General features: G+C 72.9%; 22 protein-coding genes. 6 read left to right on the top strand and 16 right to left on the bottom strand.

The window, feature by feature from the left end:
- Window positions 1-20 precede the first annotated feature (20 nt).
- Both P3T41_RS07915 and P3T41_RS07910 read left to right on the top strand, forming a co-directional pair.
- A complete protein-coding gene (locus P3T41_RS07915) occupies window positions 21-677 on the top strand; it encodes a DUF6461 domain-containing protein (protein ID WP_280688875.1) in 657 nt (218 codons plus the stop codon).
- A gap of 249 nt (window positions 678-926) precedes the next feature.
- Window positions 927-2126: a serine protease gene (locus P3T41_RS07910; RefSeq protein WP_280688874.1), complete on the top strand. Its 1200-nt coding sequence runs from the start codon at window positions 927-929 to the stop codon at window positions 2124-2126.
- Window positions 2127-2183: 57 nt separating this feature from the next.
- Here the strand turns inward: P3T41_RS07910 and P3T41_RS07905 are convergent, their stop codons facing one another.
- A complete protein-coding gene (locus P3T41_RS07905; RefSeq protein ID WP_280688873.1) occupies window positions 2184-2831 on the bottom strand; it encodes a DUF4232 domain-containing protein in 648 nt (215 codons plus the stop codon).
- A 151-nt stretch (window positions 2832-2982) separates the two neighbouring features.
- Window positions 2983-3873, bottom strand: a complete 891-nt coding sequence (locus P3T41_RS07900; protein WP_280688872.1) for a helix-turn-helix transcriptional regulator — start codon at window positions 3871-3873, stop codon at window positions 2983-2985.
- Between the two features lie 240 nt (window positions 3874-4113).
- On the opposite strand from P3T41_RS07900, the gene P3T41_RS07895 reads away from it, so the two are divergent.
- On the top strand, window positions 4114-5529 hold the full coding sequence (locus P3T41_RS07895; RefSeq protein WP_280689051.1) for an MFS transporter: 1416 nt from the start codon (window positions 4114-4116) through the stop codon (window positions 5527-5529).
- Between the two features lie 122 nt (window positions 5530-5651).
- Here the strand turns inward: P3T41_RS07895 and P3T41_RS07890 are convergent, their stop codons facing one another.
- Window positions 5652-6557, bottom strand: coding sequence for an SDR family oxidoreductase (locus tag P3T41_RS07890; RefSeq protein ID WP_280688871.1), 906 nt, complete (start codon window positions 6555-6557; stop codon window positions 5652-5654).
- A 151-nt stretch (window positions 6558-6708) separates the two neighbouring features.
- On the opposite strand from P3T41_RS07890, the gene P3T41_RS07885 reads away from it, so the two are divergent.
- The 3 genes from P3T41_RS07885 to P3T41_RS07875 all read left to right on the top strand — a co-directional run bounded on the left by P3T41_RS07885 (window position 6709) and on the right by P3T41_RS07875 (window position 8968).
- Window positions 6709-7275: a helix-turn-helix domain-containing protein gene (locus tag P3T41_RS07885; protein ID WP_280688870.1), complete on the top strand. Its 567-nt coding sequence runs from the start codon at window positions 6709-6711 to the stop codon at window positions 7273-7275.
- Window positions 7276-7351: 76 nt separating this feature from the next.
- Window positions 7352-8257 (top strand): ornithine cyclodeaminase family protein, encoded by a 906-nt coding sequence (locus P3T41_RS07880; protein ID WP_280688869.1) that lies wholly within the window; start codon window positions 7352-7354, stop codon window positions 8255-8257.
- Between the two features lie 90 nt (window positions 8258-8347).
- A complete protein-coding gene (locus P3T41_RS07875) occupies window positions 8348-8968 on the top strand; it encodes a ScbR family autoregulator-binding transcription factor (protein ID WP_280688868.1) in 621 nt (206 codons plus the stop codon).
- 104 nt (window positions 8969-9072) lie between these two features.
- Here P3T41_RS07875 and P3T41_RS07870 read toward each other — a convergent pair whose 3' ends face one another.
- From P3T41_RS07870 to P3T41_RS07810, 13 genes are all read right to left on the bottom strand, one after another.
- Window positions 9073-9756 (bottom strand): L-threonylcarbamoyladenylate synthase, encoded by a 684-nt coding sequence (locus tag P3T41_RS07870; RefSeq protein ID WP_280688867.1) that lies wholly within the window; start codon window positions 9754-9756, stop codon window positions 9073-9075.
- Between the two features lie 85 nt (window positions 9757-9841).
- On the bottom strand, window positions 9842-11275 hold the full coding sequence (locus tag P3T41_RS07865; RefSeq protein WP_280688866.1) for a class I adenylate-forming enzyme family protein: 1434 nt from the start codon (window positions 11273-11275) through the stop codon (window positions 9842-9844).
- A complete protein-coding gene (locus tag P3T41_RS07860; protein WP_280688865.1) occupies window positions 11272-12006 on the bottom strand; it encodes a beta-ketoacyl synthase N-terminal-like domain-containing protein in 735 nt (244 codons plus the stop codon). Before P3T41_RS07860 ends, P3T41_RS07865 begins: the two co-directional genes overlap by 4 nt.
- Window positions 12007-12008: 2 nt before the next feature.
- Window positions 12009-12437 (bottom strand): hypothetical protein, encoded by a 429-nt coding sequence (locus tag P3T41_RS07855; RefSeq protein ID WP_280688864.1) that lies wholly within the window; start codon window positions 12435-12437, stop codon window positions 12009-12011.
- Window positions 12430-13344, bottom strand: coding sequence for an SDR family oxidoreductase (locus tag P3T41_RS07850; RefSeq protein WP_280688863.1), 915 nt, complete (start codon window positions 13342-13344; stop codon window positions 12430-12432). The genes P3T41_RS07855 and P3T41_RS07850 overlap by 8 nt, the downstream gene beginning before the upstream one ends.
- Window positions 13341-14138: an SDR family oxidoreductase gene (locus P3T41_RS07845; RefSeq protein WP_280688862.1), complete on the bottom strand. Its 798-nt coding sequence runs from the start codon at window positions 14136-14138 to the stop codon at window positions 13341-13343. The genes P3T41_RS07850 and P3T41_RS07845 overlap by 4 nt, the downstream gene beginning before the upstream one ends.
- Window positions 14125-14499: a hypothetical protein gene (locus P3T41_RS07840; RefSeq protein WP_280688861.1), complete on the bottom strand. Its 375-nt coding sequence runs from the start codon at window positions 14497-14499 to the stop codon at window positions 14125-14127. Before P3T41_RS07840 ends, P3T41_RS07845 begins: the two co-directional genes overlap by 14 nt.
- Window positions 14496-15575, bottom strand: a complete 1080-nt coding sequence (locus tag P3T41_RS07835) for an NAD(P)-dependent oxidoreductase (protein WP_280688860.1) — start codon at window positions 15573-15575, stop codon at window positions 14496-14498. The genes P3T41_RS07840 and P3T41_RS07835 overlap by 4 nt, the downstream gene beginning before the upstream one ends.
- Entirely contained in the window at window positions 15572-16720 is a 1149-nt protein-coding gene (locus tag P3T41_RS07830) for a beta-ketoacyl synthase N-terminal-like domain-containing protein (protein WP_280688859.1), read from the bottom strand. The genes P3T41_RS07835 and P3T41_RS07830 overlap by 4 nt, the downstream gene beginning before the upstream one ends.
- Window positions 16717-17154: a thioesterase family protein gene (locus tag P3T41_RS07825; protein ID WP_280688858.1), complete on the bottom strand. Its 438-nt coding sequence runs from the start codon at window positions 17152-17154 to the stop codon at window positions 16717-16719. Before P3T41_RS07825 ends, P3T41_RS07830 begins: the two co-directional genes overlap by 4 nt.
- A gap of 29 nt (window positions 17155-17183) precedes the next feature.
- On the bottom strand, window positions 17184-17483 hold the full coding sequence (locus P3T41_RS07820; protein ID WP_280688857.1) for an acyl carrier protein: 300 nt from the start codon (window positions 17481-17483) through the stop codon (window positions 17184-17186).
- Window positions 17484-17632: 149 nt separating this feature from the next.
- Window positions 17633-18055 (bottom strand): heme-binding protein, encoded by a 423-nt coding sequence (locus tag P3T41_RS07815; protein WP_280688856.1) that lies wholly within the window; start codon window positions 18053-18055, stop codon window positions 17633-17635.
- A gap of 39 nt (window positions 18056-18094) precedes the next feature.
- Entirely contained in the window at window positions 18095-19291 is a 1197-nt protein-coding gene (locus P3T41_RS07810; protein WP_280688855.1) for a hypothetical protein, read from the bottom strand.
- Between the last annotated feature and the right edge of the window lie 5 nt (window positions 19292-19296).

Below are 19296 nucleotides of genomic sequence, written 5' to 3'. Positions count from 1 at the left end.
CATCCGCCCGAGGAGAGAACATGCCGACCCCCGGCTTCCCCGCAGACACGCTCGACGAGGACGGCACCCCCGTCTGGATCACCGACCTGGCGTCCGAGCACCCGAACCACACCGTGCACGTGGTCCGCGACCTGAGCCCGCAGGACGCCCTGCTGGCGCTCGGTGCCAAGCCCGCGCTCATCACCTCCTGCGAGCTGCCCGCCGAACGCCCCGACGAGTGGACGTCGCTCGCGCGGGCGGCGATCGGCCCGACCGACAGCGGCGCGGTCCTGCTGGCCGGGCGGGTGGGCGACTGGACGTTCGTCTACGACGACGGCGGGCTGACCGGCTTCACACTCGACGGCGACACCCCGGCGACGCTGCTGTCGGCTACCGGCAGGGAGGCGGCGACCAGCACCTTCAGCATCAACGCGGACACGAACCTCGAGTACGCGGTCGACGGCGAGTCGCTGTTCGCGGTCTACGAGGAACTCGACCCGACCGCTGACGAGGAGGAGGAGATCCCCGCCGCGCTGCGCGACGCCGTCGAGGCCGCCGGAACCTTCGACCAGGAGGACCTCGACGAGGGCGAACCGGACGGGGCGATCAACCTGCGCGTGCTCTGCGCGCTGGCCGGGCTGCGGTGCACGCTGGACGATCTGCGCCGCATCCCGCTGTGGGCCGCGCCCTTCAGCTGATGGCCCCAGCCGCCGGTCAGTGCCCGCGGTGCTGCTTCAACTTGCCCCACACGCTCACCACGTCGCCGCGACACGGCGAAGCGAGACCCTAGCGGATCACGGCACGGCGGCGCGCCGACGGGTGAGGTGTTCGCTCGGAGGGATCGAGTTTCCCGTAACAGTCCGTCATGTTCGCGTCAGCTCCCTATGATCAACCCCGGCCGACGGCACGGGCATCGGGCCCAGTGCCGGATGGGGAGGGATTCCGAGATGATCAAGAGCAGGCTTACGCAGGGGTTGGTCGCGATCGTCGCGCTGCTGATCGGACTCGTCGCCGCGCCACCGGCCGGCGCGGTCGTCGGCGGCAGTGACGCGGCCCAGGGTCAGTTCCCCTACCTGGTGTCCGTCGTGTCCTCCGGCATCTTCGGCGACTCGCACATCTGCGGCGGCGCCATCCTGGACGCGACCACGGTGCTGACGGCGGCGCACTGCGCGGACGGCGGCACGACGTCCTCGCTCAAGGTCTCCTACGGCTCGGCGAACCGGACCGCCGGGACGAAGGCATCCCTCAACCGCGTCATCATGCACCCGAGTTACAGCAGCTCGACGATCGACAACGACCTCGCGGTCCTCAAGCTGTCGAGCCCGATCCCGCTGGACGGCGTCAACGCCGCCGCGATCCCGCTGGCCGCTGCCGGCTCGGTGGCGTCCGGGGCGGTTCAGGTGGCCGGGTGGGGCAGGACGGCGTACGGGGCGCCCCTTCCGGTGCAGGCGCAGTACGCCGGCCTGAACGTCGTCGACCGCGCCACCTGCAACGGCCGATGGGGCGGCATCAACCTGATCACCAAGAACATGATGTGCGCGGGCGGCGCCAACGACGGGCTGACCTCCTGCAACGGTGACAGCGGCGGCCCGCTCGTCCAGGACCAGGGCGGCACGGCCGTGCTGGTCGGCATCGTCTCCTGGGGCAAGTTCGGCTGCACCTCGGATTACCCCGCCGTCTTCGCCGATGTCGCCGAGCCCGGCTTGCGGTCCTGGATCAACAACCTCAGCGGCACCGCCGCCAGGTCCGCCGCAGTGACCCGCCCCGCCGCCACCCCCCTTGCCGCACCGGCCAGTTCCGACCACGGCTGCCCCTTCGACAGCGTCTGCCTCTACACGACCACTGCGGACTACCAGAACGATGACCCGGCCGTCATCGACAACCAGGCGCTGTACGCCACCAGCCCCACCTTCACCGTCCAGGCCGGCGCCTACGCCGAGGTCGTCGACAACACCGGCTTCGCCCCCGAGTACGCCTCCGAGGGCACCATCGCGCTGGGCCTGCTGGGCGAGTGCGTCTACGTGCCGGAGGACACCGAAGCCGCCGGCACCGACACCGCGATGAGCGCGCTCGGCGTCAACGCCGTCGTCGTCGCACCCACGCAGGGCGAGGTCGACTCCCTGGTCGTCCCCTGTCCCGCCAAGTAGCCGCCCGCCCCTGACCAGGCCCCGCACCGTTGACGCGAGCGGTGCGGGGCCGGCAGGTCAGCCGTGGTAGCCGACCGGCTCCAGGTACAGGGTGTCCGTCCCGCCCGCGTCGGCGCCGGTGGCGAACTCGGCGCCGGGCCAGGCCAGTTTGACCGAGTGGGTCTCGCCGGGCGGGGTGATCGTCATACCGGTGACCTTGGTGCCGGGGTGGCCGGGGGGATTGGTGCGGTACCAGATGGTGAACTGGGTGCTCGCCCCGGCGGCGAGGGTGACGGTGCTCCCGTCGTGCGGGCCGCGCGGCACCGAGGTGGGGCCTTCGCCGGTGGTCAGGTCCACCCCGGCGAAGCCGTAGAGCGTGCAGCGCGCGCCTGCCTTGTTGGTGAACGAGACGTTGACCGAGGCCAGGTCGGGCTCCGGCGGTGTCGCCTTGCCCACGGACGTGCTGATGCCCAGGTCGGCGGTGGTGCAGTGGCCACTCGCCGCCGCGCCGGACGAGCCAGTTGAACCGGACGAGCCCGACGAGCCACTGCCGGTGGACCCAGTGTCGGTGGATCCGGTGCCGGTGGACCCGCTGCCGGTCCGCGCGGCGGTCGGCTGCCCGGCGCCCGTGGTCACACTGCCGCTCACATCGTCCTGACAGGCGGTCAGCGCCAACCCCGCCACGACCGCCACCACACTTGCCGCCAGGGCACGCCGAACACGCATCTGGACCCCTCCCAAGGATGTCGGTTCGCGGCTCCCCGCCGCGACCACCACCAGGGTCACACGGCCGAGCACGGTCAAACCAGGCTGAGCACCGTGCCAGGACAGGGCTGTGACGGTGTCCCGTTCCTGTCCCAAAGATCCTGACCCGCAGTCACATCGCCGCGAGCCGCTCCAGCCCGGCCCGGGTCTCCGGATCGGCCGGAGCGTAGGTGATCATGCGGTAGCCGGGGCGCGGGCCGAGCCAGAGGTTGGTGAAGTCGAAGTTCAGCAGGCCGACTTGGGAGTTGAGGAACCGCTTCTGACCGTCGCCGGTGCCGGCGACGTCATGGCGCTCCCACAGCTCGGCGAACTCGGGCGAGGCCAGCAGCAGCTTCTTCAGCAGGGTCTTGTACGGCGGCTCGGCGACGTGATCCGCCATCGCGGCACGGAACTTGCCCACCATGGAGTGCGTCGCGCGCTCCCAGTCGATCAGCGCCTCGCGCCAGGCCGGGTCGGTGAAGGCCAGCCACATGATGTTCCGGTCCTCGGGCGGGACGGCGTCGAGGTCGCCCACCAGCCGGCGGTACACCCGGTTGTAGGCGATCAGGTCGTAGCGCGGGTTGACCACGCAGGCGGGCAGCGGTCCCAGTTGGTCCAGGACCGCCCGCACGGCGGGTGTCACCACCGGGCAGACCTTGGCCGGCGACGGGTCGGCGGCGCCCGCGAGGATGAAGAGGTGCTCGCGCTCCCCGGCGTTCAGCAGCAGTCCGCGCGCGATCGCGTCCAGCACCTGGGCGGACACCTGGATGTCCCGGGCCTGTTCCAGCCAGGTGTACCAGGTGACTCCGACGGCGGCGAGCTGCGCCACCTCCTCGCGGCGCAGCCCCGGCGTGCGGCGCCGGCCTCCGGCGGGCAGACCGACCTGGTCGGGCGAGATGCGCTCGCGCCGGCTGCGCAGGAACGCGGCCAGCTCGCGGCGTCGGACCTGGTCGGGCCCGGAGGCCGAGTGGACCAGTTCGAGAGCGGCGGGTGCGGTGGTGGCGGGTGCGGTGGTTGCTGCCATGTCTTCTAGGATGCCCCTGCGCCGATCCCATTGCCAGGTACTTCTTATACCTGGATAACCACACTCTGGTACCAGGCTGAGACAGGGCCGAGTCTAGTACCCGTGAGCACTCAGACCACCTCCCTCCGCACGACCGCGAGCCGGGCGAACGTGCTACCGCGCGTCACCCGCCTCGGCGGCAACTCGCCCGTGCAGCCGGGGCTCGACACCACGCAGCCCGACACCACGCAGCCCGAGCACCTGACCGCTCCGCCGAAGGCCGGCACCGCTCAACCGAAACTGAGCACGCTGGGCCTGATCACCGTCCTGCTCGGCGCTTTCCTGCCGATGCTGGACTTCTTCATCGTCAACGTCGCGCTGCCGACCATCGACCGCGACCTCTCCGCCGGTCCGGCCATGCTGGAGCTGTTCGTCGCCGGGTACGGCATCGCCTACGCGGTGCTGCTGGTGCTCGGCGGTCGGCTCGGCGACCTCTACGGGCGCCGCCGGCTGTTCATCACGGGTGCGCTGGCCTTCGGGCTGACCTCGCTGGCCTGCGGCGTCGCGCCCACCGCGCTCGCGCTGGTCGCGGCGCGGGTGGCGCAGGGCGCCGCGGCCGCGCTGATGCTGCCGCAGGCGCTGGCCACCATCCAGTCCGCCACCCAGGGCGAGCGCAAGGCCCGGGCGATGGGCATCTACGGCGCCGTCGGCGGCATCGCCGTGGTGATCGGCCAGGTGCTCGGCGGGGTGCTGCTCTCGGCGGACCTGTTCGGCACCGGCTGGCGGTTCATCTTCCTGGTGAACGTTCCGGTCGCGGTGGTCGCCGCGGTGCTGGCGCTGCGCGCGGTGCCGGAGACCCGCTCCGCCCACCCGGCCCGGGTCGACCTGCCCGGCACCGTGCTGCTCGCCGCCTCGCTGCTGGCGCTGCTCGTCCCGCTGATGGAGGGCCGCTCGCTCGGCTGGCCCTGGTGGACCTGGGTGCTGCTGGCCGCCTTCCCGTTCGTGCTGGCCGCTTTCGTCGCGGTGGAGCGGGCGGCGGAGCGCGCCGGGCGGATCCCGCTCGTGCCGATGTCGCTGCTGCGGGTGCACGGGCTGCGGACCGGGCTGACCATGGCCGTGCCGTTCTTCGCCGGCTTCGGCGGCTTCATGATGGTGATGGCCGTCGCGCTGCAACTCGGCCTGCGCGAGGGCCCGATCGCCTCCGGCTTCGCGATGGTGCCGATGGCGGTCGGCTTCTTCGCCGCCTCGCTCGCCGGGCCCCGGCTGCTGGCCCGCTTCGGCTCCAAGGTGATCGTGACCGGCGCGATCGTCCAAGTCGTCGGCCTGGGGGTGCTGGTGGCCACCGTCCTCACCGACTGGTCGGGGCTGAGCCCGCTGACGCTGCTGCCGGGCATGGCGCTCGCCGGTACCGGGCAGGGCCTGGTGATGCCGCCGCTGATCCGCCTGGTGCTCTCCGAGGTGCCGGTGGAGCGGGCCGGCGTCGGCGGCGGCATCCTGGCCACCACCCAGCAGTCCAGCCTGGCCCTGGGCGTGGCGACGCTCGGCACGCTGTTCCTGTCGGTCTCGTCGTCGATGGGGATGCAACACGCGCTGGCGCTGGTGCTGACGCTGCAACTGGCGCTCACGCTCGTGGTGATCGCGCTGGGGACCCGGCTGCCGAAGCGGGTCGGGCACTGACGGGCGCACCGGCCGGCGCGCCCAGGGACACGAAGCCGCGCCGCCACCGTGCTACGGCACGGTGGCGGCGCGGCTTCGGCACGACGGCGGCGGCCCCGCTCAGCCGCCGCCGGTCAGCAGTATCAGCCGTAGTGGGCGGCGAGGTCCTCGAGCAGTCCGGGCTGCTTGGGCTCCCACCCCAGCAGCTCGCGGGTCAGCGCGTTCGAGGCGGGGATGTCGAGCCCGATGAAGCCGGCCAGCCAGGTGAAGTACTCGCCCGCCTGCTCGGGAGCGACCGGGACGACCGGGATGCCGAGCCGCTGCCCGATCACCTCGGCGACGGCGCGGATCGGCACGCCCTCTTCCCCGACGCCGTGCAGCGTCGATCCCGCCGGGGCCTGCTCCAGCGCGAGGCGGAACAGCCGTGCGGCATCGAGCCGGTGCACGGCGGGCCAGCGGTTGGCCCCGTCGCCGAGGTAGCCCGAGGCACCCTTCTCGCGGGCGTTGCCGACCAGGGTCGCCATGAAACCGTGGTCACCTTCGCCGTGCACCGTCGGCGCCAGGCGCACGATGGACGAACGGACGCCGCGCGACGCGAGGGAGAGCGTCAGCTCGGCGTTGGCCCGCCGGGCCTCCGCGACGCCGGTCGAGGTGACGGGACCGTGCCCGTCCTGCTCGGTCGACGCCCGATCCTGGGCGAGCCCGAACAGGCCGGAGGCGATGACGAACGGCCGGTCGGAACCGGCGAGGGCGTCGCCGAAGGTCTCGATGGCACGGCGATCCGCGTCGGCGGCGCCCTGGAAGTCGCCGCTGAAGGCGATGTCGTGCTTGAACGCGAGGTGGATCACGCCGTCCGACGCGGCAGCCGCGTTCCGCAGGCTGTCGAGGTCGTCGATCGTGCCGCGCTGCACCTCGACGCCCGCCGCGGTGAGGGCTGCCGCTGCGGCGTCCGAACGAGCGAGCCCAACGACCTGGTGACCTGCGTCGAGGAGCTCGGGAACGACAGCGGATCCGATCCAGCCGGACGCGCCGGTGACGAAGACACGCATGAGAAGACCTCCAGATGAGCGGCTGTTCTCGTGACAGGGTCCGCGACCGACGGGTCGCGACCACTCGCCCGACAGTCGATGTCAGGCGCTGTCATCAGCCTAGCTCCGATGCGAGCTGATGTCATCTACTGTCATCGCATAGAATCGGGCCATGGGTCGATGGGAACCGAACGCGCGTGGCCGCCTGCAGCAGGCGGCATTCGAGCTGTATGTCGAGCGCGGGTACGGACAGACCACGGTGGCGGAGATCGCCAAGCGGGCGGGGCTCACCGAGCGGACGTTCTTCCGGCACTTCGCCGACAAGCGCGAGGTCCTGTTCGGGGGCGCGCGCGCTCTGGAGGAACTCCTGGCGACCGCGGTCACCGGCGCACCCGACACCGCGCCGCCGATCGACGCGATCAGCGCAGCGCTCGAGGCGGTCGGCGCCGAGTTCCAGGGGGGCCGTGAAGGTTCCCGGCAGCGTCAGACGATCATCGCCGCGCACCCGGAGTTGCAGGAGCGCGAGCTGATCAAGCTCGCCGCACTCGCCTCAGCCCTGGCGGACGCGTTGCGCGGGCGCGGCGTCCCCGACCCGGCCGCGAGCCTGGCGGCCGAGGCGGGGATCGCCGTCTTCAAGGTCGGGTTCGAGCGCTGGCTCCAGCAGGACGCCGAGCGGGAACTGTCAGCCGTGCTCCGCGAGTCGCTCGACGAGCTCAAGGCCGTGACCGCGGGCGCCTGATCGCCGGCTGCGCACCCGGTGGACGCGGACCAGCAGCGCCCTTCCGCGCCCCACGGAGCCGGTGGAGAATCGTCGGATGCCTCCCCTTCTACTCTCGGACGCCGACGTCCGGGCCCGGCTCGACCCGGCCACCGCCATCACCGCGGTCCGCCAGGCCCTGCTCGCGCACCACAGCGGCGGACTCAGCGCCCCCGCGCGGGTGCACGCGGAGCTGAACGGGGGTGATCTGGTCTTCACCGCCGGGCAGTTGGACGGCGAGTGGCACGGCTTCCGGGTGTACGACACGCTGAGCGGATCCGAGCAACTGGTCGCGCTCTGGGACACGCCCCGGCGATCGCTGCGGGCTCTGGTCACCGGCCATCAGCTGGGCGCCCGGCGGACCGGGGCGATCGGGGCCGTCGCGGTCGATCTGTGGGCCCGGCCGCAGGCCCGGTCGATCGGGCTGGTCGGCGCCGGTCCGCAGGCCTGGGCCCAGCTCTGGGCGATCCGCACGGTCCGTGAACTTGACGAAGTAGTCGTCTGTTCGCGCAGCCGGACCAGCGCGTCGCGCTTCGCCGCCCGGGCGGAACGGGAGTTCGGCCTCCCGGTGCGGGTCGCGGCCGATGCTTCGGAGGCGGTGCGGGAGCGGGATATCGTCGTGCTGGCGACCAGCAGCGAGGTGCCGGTGATCGAGACCTCCTGGCTCTCGCCCGGTACCCATCTGCAGACGCTCGGCCTCAAGGGCGTCGAGCGGCACGAGATCCCGCCTGACCTGCGGTCCCGGGCCGACGCCGTGTGCACGGACTCCCGGGCGCAGCTGGCCGCGGACAGCCTCTTCGACCAGCGGCGCGTGGTGGAGCTGGGCGAGGTGGTGGCGGGGGCGCACCCGGGCCGGACCGCGGCCGACGAGCTGACCGTGTTCTGTTCGGTGGGCCTGGCCGGGACCGAGGTGGCGGTGGCCGCCGCGCTGGTGGGGCGGAGCACGACTTCCGTGGCCTGGTGACGCTGAACCACGCAGAGTAAAGTACCTACCGTGCGGTTTCTAGCAGTGGAGCTCGCACCGAATCTCCCCACACCCTCGGAAAGAAGAGTCATGGCACAACAGGAGCGAGCGGTCCAGACCCGATCGAAAGTGCTCGAAGCGGCGGCCCAGGTGTTCGCCGAACACGGCTACGCGAGCGCCAGCATGGCGCAGATCCTGGCGACCGCCGGGGTGACCAAGGGCGCGGTCTACTTCCACTTCTCGTCCAAGGAGGACCTCGCCAAGGCCGTCGTGGCGGAGCAGGCGAACTGGCTGGCGGGCGGCGAGAGCGCCGAGGGCTCCGGGCTTCAGGGGCTGATCGACCTGTCGCACCGCTTCGCGCACGGCCTGCGGACCGATCCCATCGCGCGCGGCGCCGTCCGGCTGGTCATCGAGTACGGCTCCTTCTCCAGCCCCGACCCCACGCCCTACCTCCAGTGGATCGCCGGCGTGCGCGCGCTGCTGCTGGTGGCCCGCGAGGAGGACGCCCTGCGGGACGGGGTGGACGTCGACGCCGCGGCCGAGGCCCTGGTCGGCATGTTCACCGGGATCCAGCTGATCGCGGAGGTGCTCAGCGGCCGCCAGGATCTGGACCGACGGATCACCTCGATGTGGGAACTGGTCCTGCCGAACCTGGCCCGGCCCGAGGCCCTGCCGGAGCTGCGACTGGAAGGGTCGCCGGCCGCCGCCTGACGGCTCGCCGGAGCGCCCCGAGGGGTGGAAGGACGACCCTCCCACCCCGTCGGACTCCTCCGGCCCCTCCAGGCACCTGCCGCCTGACGGATACTTCCGGTCCGTCAGGCGGCCAGCAGATCGGCCCGGTCGCCCAGGGCAGCGCGAATCTGCTCGGCGGTGACATCGCCGGCGCGCTGGATCCGGAACCGGCCGTCCACCAGGGTCACGATGGTGGAGGACAGCGTGGTGCCCTGGTTGCCGCCGCGGATCACCAGGTCGACGGCCTCGCCGATCTGAGTGACCGCCAGGTCCAGGTCCACCAGCACACCGTCGGCCTGGCCGGACAGGTTGGCCGAGGTCATCGCGACCGGCTTCTGGGTGAACTCCAGCAGGCGCTGGATGGTGGGGTTGGACAGGCAGCCGATCGCGACGGTCGGACCGCCGCAGACCAGGTGGTCCGGGACCCGGGTGTTGCGCGGCAGGATGATGTTGAACGGGCCCGGCCAGAAGGCCGCGGTCAGCCGCTCCACCGGGGTCACCAGCGACTGCGGGACGACGGTGTAGTCCCGCCAGTCCTGCGGGTCACGGACGAACAGGGTCAGCGGCGAGGTCGGCGGCCGGCGCTTGATGGCGAAGGCGCGCTCGACCGCGGCACGGTTCCACGGGTCCAGGGTCAGCGCCAGGTTGGTGTCCGACGGGGCCACCACCACACCACCGTTGGTGATCAGCTCGGCGGCGACCCGCAGATTGTCGTCGGTGGGGTGGACGACCTTCCCGACGGCCTGGGTGGGATTGGCAGTGCTCATGGCTTCAGCCTCTCTTGATGCTCTGTCAGTTTCGATCTGTGTCAGTCGGTTGACGTTGTGTCAGTTGATTGATGCCGGCCGGCCGTTACTTGCTCAGCCGGGTGCCGGCATCGACGGCGGTGAACCGGCGCGGGATCTCGACCGCGCGCAGCCGTCCGCGGCACCACCCGCGCAGGTCCTGCGGCGACACGGCCGCGCCGCTCCGGGGCAGGATGCTGGCGGCGAGCACACCGTCCGCGTCGAGCGCGACCAGCGCCGCACCGACCGCCGGGTGCTCGCCCAACACCCTTTCCACCAGGCCCAGGTAGATCTTCTCCCCGGCGACCGACGCGACCCGACGGGCCCGGCCGACCAGCCGGATCCGGCCCGTCGAGGTCAGCTCACCGAGGTCGCCGGTGGGCACCTCGGTCCCGGCCGGCCAGCCCGCGAAGCTGCCCTCGCGGTAGCACCCGGCCTGCGCGGTCGGCGTCCGGACCAGCAACTCGCCGGGGCCCGCGTCGCCGTCGGCCAGGCGCAGTTCCACGCCGGGCAGCGGCTCCCCGAGGGTGTCCCAGTCCGTCGGGTCCTCGCCCAGCCGGTTGGTGGCCACCCGGGGGCCCGCCTCCGTCAGGCCGTAGGTGGTGAAGATCTCCCGGACCCCGCTGCGGCGCAGCTCGCCGACCGCCGTACGGCCCAGGCGGTCGCCGCCGACCGTGACCTGACGCAGGCTGCCGGGCAGCTCCACGCCGGCCGTGAGCAGCCGCATCAGCAGGTGCGGGGTGAGCGCGGTGTGCGTGATCTCCCGCCGGGCGGCCACCTCTGCCCACGCCGTCACCGCGAACGGCGGCTCCAGCAGCGAGAGTTGCATGCCCCGGGCCAGGACGCCCAGCACGCCGCAGACGAAGGCCGAGGAGAAGAACAGCGACTGGGACAGCAGATAGCGGTCACCGGGTCGCGGTTCCCCGACGCTGGACCAGTGCATGGCGGCGTTGTGCAGCAGGCTCGACCGGCGGTGCACCACGGCCTTGGGGAGGCCGGTACTGCCGGAGGTGGCCAGCACCAGGGTGGGCTCCTCGGCCGGGACGTCCGGGCCATCCGGGGTCGTCCGTGGTCCGCCGTCGCCGCGCAGGTCCAGCAGGACCGCGTCCTGGTCCCGTCCGGGCAGTGGTCGGGCCGGGCCGGCGGACCAGGAGCGCGCGGCGGCGGGGGTCGCCCGCACGGCTGCCGCGCCGGTGTGCTCGGCGAGGATGCGGTAACTCTCGGGTGCGAGGCTGTCCGAGAGCAGCACCGGGACCAGCCCCAGGTCCCAGGCCGAGGCGACGTCCAGCAGCGTGCCGAGCCTGCTGCCGGTGGCGACGATCACCCGCTCCCCCGGGGCGAGCCCGAGCCGCTGCCAGTCCGCGGCCCGGTGCTCGACCAGTTCCAGCAGATCGGCGCTGCGCAGCACCCGGACCCCGGCGGCCCGGTGCTCGACCAGCTCGGCCTGCGGGTGGATCCAGGCGGTCGTCCGGTCCGGGCTGCTCAGGATGGGCGCGGTCATGCGGCACCCACCAGGACCGGCGCTCCGGCGGCCGCGTCGATCCGGCGCAGCGCCGCGACCTCCTCGGGCCCGAGCTCCCCGAGCGGACGGGCACCGGCCCGGGTCGCCTCGAAGGCGGCGCTCGGGTCGATCCGGTGCGGCTCCTCCGCCTCGGGCAGGGCAGCTGCCCTGGTCAGGGTGGTGAGCACGCACAGACCTTCACCGCCGGCCGGCCCGCCCTCCCCCGGCACCCAGCCGACCAGGCCGGTGTAGGCGGTGTCGACCGCCCCGGACCGCAGCCGCAGGGCCGCCAGGAAGAGCGCCCCGTCCAGGCTCGCCCGGCGTCCGGCCAGCACGACGGACGGGCCGTGCGCGGGCAGCGCGCGGGCCGCGCTCTGCGCCACGATGTTGTACCCGGCGCCGGAGAAGGTGGCGGGGCTGCGCCGCCCCGAGGCCAGTTCCCCGGAGAATCGGCGCACCGACTCCTGGTTGCCGCGCCGGCTGGCGAGGAAGACCCCGCGCCTGGCCGGTTCGGCGGCGGACGGCTGCACGGCGGCGAGCTCGGTCGCGGCCAGCTCGGCCAGCAGCGAGGCCGGATCGAGCCGGCCGCGCAGCTTGCGCTGGGACACCTCGGTCACCGCGGTCGCGGTCGCCACCGCATGGACCGCGTCCAGTCGGCCTGGGGTGGCGAGCACCACGGCCCGGCCGAGCCGGTAGAGGCCGGGCAGGCCGTCGAAGACAACTGCGTTCATGTTCACCTTCCCCTGATCTCCTGGGCGCAGACGGTCGCGTGGTACGTGGTGGAACCGTGGACGAGCGAGGCCGCCACGGTGGACAGCAGGCCCGACCTCAGCAGCCGGGCCCGGAGCACGCCCTGCTCGGCGGGTGCGCCGGACTCGCCGACATCGACGGCGTCGACCGCGTCGACGGCCCGGAACTCCACCAGCCGGGCCGGTACGCAGCGCTCCGCTCCCCTGGCCAGCGCGGCCAGCCGGCAGCTGATCTGGTGCAGCGCCTCCAGGGCGAGCGCCTCCAGGGCCTGCGCCGGCAGGTCGGGCGGCTGGAGGTAGTCGGCCCGGGCGGTGATGTGGCCGTCCGCGTCGGTAGCGGTCTCCAGCGGCCCGCACAGGGCGAGGAACCAGCCGGTCGCCGTGCGGGCGGGCGCACTGAGCAGCTCAGTCATGGCTCGGCTCGCCCGGCCAGGTGCCCATGATGTGGTAGCCGGCGTCGACGTAGACGGTCTCGCCGGTCACCCCCGAGGACAGGTCGCTGAGCAGGTAGAGCGCGGTGCCCGCGACGTCCGCCGTGTTGATCGCCCGGCCGAGCGGACTGCGTCCGGCACGCTGGGACATCGAGGCCGAGAAGTTCGGCAGCCCGAAGGTGGCCAGCGTGCGCATCGGCCCGGCGGAGAGCACGTTCACCCGGGTGCCCTGCGGCCCCAGTTCGGCCGCCAGGTAGCGGGCCGCGGACTCCAGCGCGGCCTTGGCCACGCCGAGGACGTTGTAGCCGTGGCAGACCCGCTCGGAGCCCAGGTAGGAGAGCGTCAGGATGCTTGCCCGGTCCGAGAGGTGGGGGCGCAGCGCGCCGGTCAGGCCGATCAGCGAGTAGACCGAGGACTCCATGCACTCGGTGAATCCCTTGCGGCTGGTCGAAGCCAGGCCGCCGGCCAACTCCTCGCGGTCGCCGTGGGCCACGGCGTGCACCACGAAGTCGATCTTCCCGCCCTCGACGCCACCAGCCTCGGCAGCACCGTCTCCGGCACTACCGGCCCTGGCACCGCCGGCCTTGGCGAACTCGTCGCCGACGGAGGCCAGTTCGCCGTCATCGTTGACATCGCACCGGTACAGCCACGGCTGCCCGCCGAGCCTCGGAGTGGCGCGGGCCAACCACTGCCCGGCCGACCTGCTGCGGTAGGTGAAGCCGAGCTCGGCACCCTCGGCGGCCAGCCGCTCGGCGATCCCCCAGGCGATGGAGCGCTGGTTGACCACGCCCAGCACCAGCCCGCGCCGGCCGGCGAGCAGGCCGGCCGCCCGGACCGGCGTGGGCTGTTCGGCGGTGAGCATCTCTCGTTCCCCTCGTTCGGTGATCACAGCTGGGCACCTCCGGCGACCGGCAGCACCGCGCCGACCAGGGACGGGCGGCGCAGCACCAGGGCCTCCACCACCTCGGCCACGTCACGCGGCCGGGTCAGGCGGCGCAGCGGTATCTCCAGCAGGTACTTCTGCCGGGCCTTGCCGGTCAGCATGCTGCGGGTCAGGTCGGTCTCGACGAATCCGGGCTCGACGACATTGGCGAGCACGTTGAACCGGGCGCCCTCCAGCGCGATGTTGGCCGCGTAACGGGTCAGCGCGGCCTTGGAGACGCCGTACATCGCGTTGCCCACCCGGGCGTTGCGCCGGGCCTGGGATGAGATGAAGACGACGTCCCCCCGGCGGCCCCGGATCAGGTGCGGCAGTACCGCGTGGGTGAAGGTGACGGCGCTGCCCAGGTTGGTGACCAGCAGCTCCTCCAGGTCGGTCCAGGTGACCTGCCCGACCAGCTTGTCGATGGTCAGCCCCTGGTTGTTGACCAGCGCCTGCAGCGCACCCCGGCCGGCCGCAGCGGCCACGAAATCGGCGACCTGCACCGGATCGCGGCCGTCGACCCGGGAGGCCCTGGCCCGGCCCTCGGTGGCCGCGACCACTTCGTCGGCGGCCTGACGCGACGTCAGATAGGTGAACTCGACGTCGTACCCGGCGCCGGCCAGCCGTTCGACGACGGCCCGGCCGATGCCCCGGGCACCGCCGGTCACGATGACGACGGGCCGGGTCCCGGACTGACTGGTGGACTCGGCTTCGCTGGCGGACTCGGCTTCATCGGTGGACTCGGCTTCATCGGTGGACATGGCGGGTGACCTCCCCTCGGGCGGCGACGGTTTCTCCGTCGGTGGTGGACAGCAGGACCTGGCAACGCAGCGTGTCGGTCCGCGCCGGGTCCGGCACCGCGCGGAGCCGGACCACGGCCGGTGGCACCAGGGCGGTGCCGAACCGGACCTCCCGCACCTCGTACCGAGCCGCGCCGAGGGCACTCTCCGCCAGGGCGGACATCAGCCGGACGGTGAGCGAGCCGGGGAACATCGGGTTGCCCGGGAAGTGCTCCGCGAAGATCGGCCAGTCCGGGTCCAGTTCCAGCTCGGCCGACCAGCCGCCGTGGCCGTCGGCCACCGGGGTCACGGTCAGCGGTGCGCCCAGCACCCGGGGCGTCACGCGGCCCTCCTCGCGGCGGTGGCAGCACCCGCGCCACGCACCTCGCGCGCCAGGAACCCGGCGTAGGAGGCGGCGTTGACGCGCGGGGTGGCCAGCGGCGGGAGGTGGGACTCCAGCACCGTGCGGTCGAAGGTGAACGCGCAGTCCATGAAGGCGAGGTTGTCCGCGTTGACCGCGGCGTGCGCCCGGTCGAGCGCGGTGCGGTGCTCGCCGATGCGCAGCACCTCGGCACCGAGCTCGGCGTTGACCGCCGCGGCGGCCGCCTGGTTGGTCAGCCGCTGGTCGCCCAGGTGGTAGTAGCCGTGGACCTCGGCGCCGGTCCGCGCCCGCTCGGCGAGCTCGCGGCAGGCGGCGGCCAAATCGTCGACGTGCAGCAGCGGCGGGGTGCCCGCCGGGTCGACGTCCAGGGAGAGCGGTCGGCCTGAGCGCAGGGCGCGGGCCGTCATCTCGGCCAGGGTGAAGTAGCCGGCCCGGTTGCGGCGCACCGGCGCGCGGTGCGCGGGTCCGAGCACCGAGCCGATCCGCAGCGAGCTGACGGGATGTCCGGTCGCCTCGCCGCGTGCGTCGAGCAGGTGTTCGGCCATCAGCTTGGCGACGACGTACGGGTTGACCGCGTCGACCTCCCACAGCGCTTCCTCGCGGATCACCCGGCGCAGGCCGCGCCGGCCGGGTCCGGTGACGCCGACGGTCGAGATCTGGAAGAACCGCTCCGTCGGACGGCAGAGGTCGAGCAGCCGCAACGGGGCAGCGGTGTTGGCCGCCACCGTCTCGCGCAGCCTGGCGTGGTCGTACGAGAGCTCCGCCGCCACGTTCCACACCTGGGCGATCTCGTCGATGCCCCGGGCGGCGAGCGCCCCGCGGCTCAACTCGCCCACCGGCATGGCATCGAGACGGTCCAGCAACCGGGTCTCCTCGGCCCCGCCGGGGCGGGCCGCGCGGACCGCGGCCCGCAGCGCGCCGAGATCGGCGGCTCCCCGGCTCAGCGCCAGCACCCGGTCGAACCGGGGCAGCAGCGCGGCGGTCAGCTCGGCGCCGACCAGGCCACTCGCACCGGTGATCACCAGTACGCGGCTCATCGGGCACCGCCGGCCACGACCAGGCAGGAGTTGGCCCCGCCGAAGCCGTAGGTGACGCTGACGCCCAGCTCGCGGTCGTCCAGCTCGGCCGGGCTGTCGGTGACCAGCGGCACGCCCGCCCAGCGCGGGTGCGGCTCGCGCAGACCCGCGGTCGGCGGGGCGGTCCGCTCACGCAGCGCCAGGACGGTGGCCAGCGCCTCGACCGTGCCGGTGGCGCCGAGGGTGTGCCCCAGCGCGCCCTTGGTGGCCGAGACCGGCACGTCCAGGGCTGGGAAGACGGCGCGGTACACGGCCGCCTCCATCTCGTCGTTGACCGGAGTGCCGGAGCCGTGGCCGTTCAGGTAACCCACCTGGCCGGCGTCCGCCTTCGCCATGGCCAGCGCCTCGGCGATCATGCGGGAGGCGTTGCGGCCCGACATGTCGGGAGAGGTCAGCGACTCCACGTCGGTGGAGGCGGCCCAGCCCCGGACCCAGCCGAGCGGCTCTTCGCGGAGCAGTCCGCCGGCGGTGAGCACCAGGCAGCAGGCACCCTCGGCGAGGGTCGTTCCGTCGGACTCGGCGTCGTAGGGGCGGCAGCGGTCCGGGGACATCGTCTTGAGACCGGAGTGACCGGTGAACTTGCCGGGCTCCAGCGAGTCCAGGCCGATGGCCAGCACCACCCGGGCGGCGCCCGAGGTGACCAGGTCGGCGCCGTAGGCCACCGCGTCGGTGCCCGAGGAGCAGGCGGAGGAGAGCGGGATCACCGGTCCGGTGAGGCCGAGCGGCCTGGCCACCTCCTCCCAGAAGTGGTCGAGTTCGACGTCCAGGCCGGTCTGCTCGAAGATGTCGCCGAGGCTGATCCCCAGCACCACCCAGGCCTCGGCCAGTTGCTCGGCGGTCAGGCCTGCCTCGGCCGCGTCGCCGAGCGCCGCCGCCAGGGCACCGGTGCAGAGCTTTGCCAGCCGGGCCCCGCCGCGCAGTCCGGCGTGGCCGGGGACGACGCCGCCGGTCGCGCTGCGGCGGTTCTCGACGGAGAAGAGGTCGATCGGACCGAGACCGGTCCGGCCGGCCAGCAGGCCCGACCAGGTCGACTCGACCGAGTCGCCGAGGCAGGTGACCGCGCCTGCGGCGGCCACGGCGACCGTGCGAGCGGTAGCGCCGTTCATGCGGCTCTCCCCGCTGGGTCGCGCCGGGCGGCCGACTCGGCCTGCTCGGCGGCCAGCCGGGCGGCGAGCGCCTGCGGTACCCGGACCAGGCCGTACGGTTCGGTCCGGACGAAGACCAGGTTCAGCTCGGCGCGGGCGAGCAGCTCGCCCCGGGCCTCGGCGCGGAAGTGCAGGCGCAGCGATCGGCCCTGGTTGTCCACCCGGCTGATCGAGATCGACACCCGGTCGTCGCGCCGGGCGGAACTGCTGTACGACGCACGGACCCTGGCGACGCGGACCTCGATCCCGTCGCCGAAGAAGCCGGCCGGCTCGCTGTAGCGGGCCAGGAACTCCTTCAGCGCGGCCCCGTACCAGCGCACGTAGTTGGCGAAGTGGACCACCTCGAACTCGTCCACCTCGACATCCTCGACCGGATGCTCCACATTGATGATCATTTGACTGTCCCCCTCAGTGTGACGTGTCGTCAGGCGGCGTTCGGCGCCGCGCCGCCGAGCTTGCCGAGGACCAGGCCGACGATGCGCTGGACGGTGGCGAAGTTCTCGGGCAGGAACTCGCCGTCCGAGATGGCGATCGAGTAGGTGTCCTCCAGGTGGGCCATGAGCTCGGCGAAGCCGAGCGAGTCGACACCGATCTCGGTACCGAGCAGCGAGTCGTCGCCGATCTCGCTCGGGTCGATGTCGATGAAGAGCGAGTCCACGATGAACTCCTTCAGGTGCGCGGCGATGGCCTCGGCGGTGACGGTCTCGGGCGTGGTGACGGTCATGATGGTCAAGTCCTTCTGTTCACAGGTGTGTTGGTTGGAGATGGTGGTGCGGCCGGCCGGGGGTACCGGCCGCACCACCGGACCGCAGGAGGCGCAGAGCCCCCGCGGAGTCAGGAGACGGAGCCAGGAAACGGCGTCAGGGGACGGAGTCAGGAGAGGACGTCGAGCGCGGCCTTCGCGATCTTGACGTCGTCCGACCAGTGGCCGCCGCTGACGCCCACGCCGCCGACGACCTGGCCGTCCACGCTGATCGGGAGCCCGCCGCCGAAGACGATCAGGCGGCGGATCCCGGTCGGGGCGCCCATGGCGAGCGGTGCGTCGTCCTTGACGAACTCGTGCCAGGAGTCGGTGCCGAGGCCGAAGCCGGCCGCGGTGTACGCCTTGTCCTGGGCGATGTCGATGGTGAGCAGCGCCGCCCCGTCCATCCGGGCGAAGGCGTTCAGGTGCCCGGACTCGTCGACCACCGCGATGGCGGAGGGGATGCCGAGCCCCTCCGCCGCCTGCACGGCTGCGGCGAGAATCTCCTGGGCGAGGGCGTTGCTGAGCGCGGCCCGGTGCCGGATGTCGGCCATGATGTGTGCCTTTCTTGATAAGTGATGAAGCGTCAGGTTTCAGGAAGCCGTCGCGGGCTGGGCCGCCGGAGCGGCCGCCGCGTGCGGGCGGGGCAGCGCGACCAGGACGATCGCCGCCACCGCCAGGTAGCCGGCGGCGATGCCGGCCACCAGGTGCGAGAACGGAACCCGGTCCAGGGCCACGCCGGCCAGCAGGATCAGCAGCGTGTTGAAGGCGGCGAACCGCGCCTCGTTGCCGCGCAGCGCGGCGGCCCGCTCGAGGGCGGGACGGTCGGCCAGCGCCGCGTTCACCGCACCGACCACCATGGGCCGCACGCCACCGACACCGGCGCCGAGCGCCACCGTGGCCACGGCTGCCCCGGCGACGTTCTCTTGCCAGAGGAGCACCAGCAGCCCGAGACCGGTCAGGCCCACGGACACCACGGCCGTCCCGCGCGCCCCGAGCCGCTCGACCAGCGGCTTGGCGAAGCGGGCGCTGAAGTAGCCGCTGAGCGTGTACGAGCCGAGGATCAGCCCGAACACCGGCAGTGAGGCGTGCAGTCGCACGTACAGCAAGTAGGGCAGGAACCCGATGAAGAGGGCGAGCACCGAGCCGCGGACCACGGTGTAGAAGGCGCTCCACCGCAGCACCGGGCCGAACCCCGCTCGCCCGGCGGCCGCCTGCGAGGGCTTCCCGGCCGGGGCGGCGACGTGCTCCAGCCCGCGCCCGACGCTCACCACGACGATCGCGGCCAGCGCCGACATCACCGCCGAGAGGATGAAGGGCAGTTCACGCCCCACCTGGTAGAGCACCGCGCCGGCGATGCCGGCGATCAGTGCCGCGATGAAGGTCAGCGAGCCGCTGCGGCTCTCCCAGCCGCGGGCGTCCTCGCCGTCCCGGCGGCAGAGCTCCGAGAGCAGCGCCGAGTCAGTGCCACTGGCCAGCGAGAAGCCGAGCGCGGCGATGATCTGTGCCACCACCGCGACCGGCGTGCCACCGGGCGCGGCCAGCAGCAGCAGGCCGAGCGCCTTGAGCGCCTCGCCCAGCCCGACCGTCGCGGTGAGGCTGAGCCGGGCCGCGATCGGGCGGACCACCGGTCCGGCGAGGGCCAGGGCGGCCCCGTAGACCGCCAGGACGGCCTCGACGGCGGGGATGGACAGCTGCCGGTCGTAGAAGTAGACGAAGAGGATGGTCAGGTGGAAGTAGCTACGGGACAGGATGCGGTAGGCGGTGAATCCCCTGACGCCGCTGAGCATGGTTC

Source organism: Kitasatospora sp. GAS204B, from assembly GCF_029892155.1.
In the GTDB taxonomy this organism is placed as follows: Bacteria; Actinomycetota; Actinomycetes; order Streptomycetales; family Streptomycetaceae; genus Kitasatospora.
Note: the sequence above shows the minus strand (reverse complement) of the source record. Positions and strands in the feature narration are given on the sequence as shown.